The 3,014-nt window shown below is 65.5% G+C and carries 4 protein-coding genes and 1 pseudogene; 4 read left to right on the forward strand and 1 reads right to left on the reverse strand.

Annotation, left to right across the window (positions count from 1 at the left end; translation table 11 throughout):
* The coding region (locus AC2VON_RS12010) for a DEAD/DEAH box helicase family protein (RefSeq protein WP_486953169.1) at positions 1-368 on the forward strand (368 nt) is incomplete at its 5' end.
* On the opposite strand, the pseudogene AC2VON_RS12015 reads toward AC2VON_RS12010, so the two are convergent.
* A pseudogene (locus tag AC2VON_RS12015) lies at positions 315-620 on the reverse strand (hypothetical protein); the annotation flags it as partial. The gene AC2VON_RS12010 and the pseudogene AC2VON_RS12015 overlap by 54 nt on opposite strands.
* A gap of 72 nt (positions 621-692) precedes the next feature.
* Here AC2VON_RS12015 and AC2VON_RS12020 point away from each other — a divergent pair.
* The 3 genes from AC2VON_RS12020 to AC2VON_RS12030 all read left to right on the forward strand — a co-directional run bounded on the left by AC2VON_RS12020 (position 693) and on the right by AC2VON_RS12030 (position 2,805).
* Positions 693-1,853: an alpha-hydroxy-acid oxidizing protein gene (locus tag AC2VON_RS12020; RefSeq protein WP_486953170.1), complete on the forward strand. Its 1,161-nt coding sequence runs from the start codon at positions 693-695 to the stop codon at positions 1,851-1,853.
* 38 nt (positions 1,854-1,891) lie between these two features.
* Positions 1,892-2,326: a GNAT family N-acetyltransferase gene (locus AC2VON_RS12025; RefSeq protein WP_486953171.1), complete on the forward strand. Its 435-nt coding sequence runs from the start codon at positions 1,892-1,894 to the stop codon at positions 2,324-2,326.
* Between the two features lie 83 nt (positions 2,327-2,409).
* Positions 2,410-2,805: a hypothetical protein gene (locus tag AC2VON_RS12030; protein ID WP_486953172.1), complete on the forward strand. Its 396-nt coding sequence runs from the start codon at positions 2,410-2,412 to the stop codon at positions 2,803-2,805.
* Positions 2,806-3,014 lie beyond the last annotated feature (209 nt).

The raw sequence follows: 3,014 nt of genomic DNA on the forward strand, positions 1-3,014 counted from the left end.
GGCTGAGTCCCAATGCCCGCCGAACCCTCGACGACCAAGAGAAAGGAGTCGGGCTCGTCGGCTTGTCCACCTTGCTCACCGCTGAGGTGGACTGGCCAGGTGATCCGGAGCAACTGCGGCCGTCGCCGCCGCCGAAGCCCGCCACACCCCGGGACTATCAGCGCGAGGCGATCCGCAATGTAGTCCGCGGGTTCCAAAGCGCCGACCGCGGCCAGCTCATCATGGCGTGCGGCACCGGCAAGACACTCACTGCGCGGTTCATCGCCGAGAAGCTGGAGTCCCAACGCAGCCTCGTTCTGGTGCCGTCGTTGTCGTCATCCAGAGAGACGGTCAACATTCCGGACGCGACGGACTCCTACGCTGCCTAACGGTGGTACGGGAAATGCCTTGGCGCCGTCAAATAGCTGGCGCTCCTGCAGGCAGTAATAGAGCTGGCTGAGGAGTTTGTTAAACAGGCTTCCGGGGTGCGGCGGCATGGCGGGCGCCGCCGGCGGTAGTGCCGGCGGGCTGGCTCGTAGGTTGAAGCGGCCGAGAACGCCCACTGCCAGCCGGCTGTTCTTGACCTGTCGACGCGTGACGATCAGAGATCGGCCGGAGGCCCGGGTGACTGGTGCTGATCCGGTTGCTCCGGCCGCGCGGCGGCGGCGGAAAAGCAGTGGCAGGCGTAGCGCTTTGCCTGGCAGGCTAGGGCTATGGCATTTGGCGACTATCAGTCCGAGATCTATCTGCAGGGCCTGGACGGGGTGGCCCCGGCGCTGCCGATGGCCTACGCCGCTCTAGAGGCCAAAGCGTCTGCGGCGATGCCACCGGCGGTGTGGGCCTACGTCGCCGGCGGCGCAGGTGATGAACGCACCCAACGGGCCAACGTGACCGCGTTCGAACGCTGGGGGCTGGTGCCACGGATGTTCGTCGGAGCCAACGAACGTGACCTATCCGTGGAGATGTTCGGGATGAAGTTGCCGGCTCCGGTGTTTATGGCGCCCATCGGCGTCATCGGAATGTGCGCTCAGGATGGCCACGGCGACCTGGCCACCGCCCGCGCCGCCGCGATCACCGGGGTGCCGATGGTGGCGTCGGTATTCGCTGCTGATCCGCTGGAGGACGTGGCGGCCGAATTCCGTGGTACGCCAGGGTTTTTCCAGCTCTACGTTCCCAAAGACCAGGAACTAGCCGCCAGCCTGGTACAGCGCGCTGACGCTACCGGATATCGGGCCATCGTCGTCACCCTGGACCAGCCGGTGACCGGCTGGCGTCCACGTGACCTGGCGACGGCATACTCTCCGCCCTTGCGCGGCCATAGCCTGACCAACTACACCAGCGATCCGGTGTTCCGGGCTCGTCTGACCGAGCCGCCCGAACAGAACCCGCAAGCCGCCACGCAGCATTGGTTGCAAACCTGGAGCACCCCGCTGACCTGGGACGACATACCGTGGCTGCGCTCGCTGACCCGCCTACCGCTGATCGTCAAGGGCATCTGTCACCCCGACGACGCGCGGCGCGCCAAAGACGCTGGGGTGGACGGCATTTACTGCTCCAACCATGGCGGCCGCCAGGCCAACGGCGGCCTGCCAGCACTGGACTGCCTGCCGGCGGTGGTGGAGGCCGCCGACGGACTGCCGGTGCTGTTCGACTCAGGGATCCGCAGCGGTGCAGACATCATCAAGGCCGTTGCCCTGGGAGCGACCGCGGTGGGCATCGGACGGCCGTACGCACATGGGTTGGCACTGGGTGGGGTCGACGGTGTCGTGCATGTGCTGCGCTCGTTGCTCGCTGAAGCTGACCTGATCATGGCCGTCGACGGGTATCCCAGCCTGGGCGACCTCACCGCTGAGGCCTTGCAGCGGGTCGAGTAACGCACGACCGGGCGGACTTGCGGAATGAAGTAGAAACAGTGTCGAAGCTGCACGGTGTCGAGTTTTCGACAGTCGACGCGCGTCTGGATCGCGACTGGCTGTGGCATCAGCTGACCGAGCATGCGTATTGGGCGACATATCGCACCCGCGACATGTTTGAGCAGCAACTCGACAGCGCCTGGCGGATTGTCGGCGCGTATCGCACTGTCGACGGTCAGATGGTGGGTTTTTGCCGCGCCTTCTCCGACGGAGCCGCCATGGCCTACCTGGCTGACGTCTACGTCTCCCGCGAGGAGCGTGGCCGAGGAATCGGGCAAGGGCTATTGCAGGTGATGATCGACGAAGGCCCCGGCCGGAACTTCCGGTGGATGCTGCACACCGCCGACGCACAAAACCTCTACGAGAAATTCGGGTTTACCCCACCTGACGGCACCTTCATGGAACGCGCCACCCAACTGCCCCGCGTCCGTTAGCCGACCAGTTGCGCCACACGCTGCGCAGCCACATCACCTTCGATTTCTGGACAGATGGGCCATTGGTTGGAGAGGGTGCTCGTATGGACTCGACACCGAACAGCGCACTCATCCCGGTATTCGCCGCGCTGCGATTCGCCACCGGCGTGGGTGCGTGGCTTGCCCCGGACAAGGCGGCGCGCCTCCTTGGGCTGGGCTCTGATCACCAGCAGCCCTTCACTACCCAATTGTTCGGGTCCCGCGAACTGACGCTGGCCATAGCCATCACGGACACTGCCGCACCGCAATTGCGCACCCGCGCATTGCAACTCGGTCTGCTCGCCGACACCCTAGACATGATCGCAGCGCTCCACGGCATCCGCCGCCACACATTATCGCCCCGCGGCGCGATCCTCGCCGGGGGCGGCGCGGCACTGTTCGCTGGCCTGGGACTTGCGGCGTTGACCGCCCAAAGACGCGCAACCACCCAAGGGACTTGACGTAAACCAGAACCGACACCGTTGCCCGTCGCGAACATGTAAGCGACGCATCGCCGCAGCTCAGCGGCATAATTTGCGGCTCAGCGGTTGGTAAAGCCGATAAGGCACACCACTGTGCCGGGCCGGTGTCCTCCGACTTCGCCACAGTCCTCGACGCCGACCGCATCAAGGCTCGGCGGCGGCTGTTTATGACGGCGACGCCGCGCTAC

This window comes from Mycobacterium sp. TH-M82 (genome assembly GCF_057473605.1).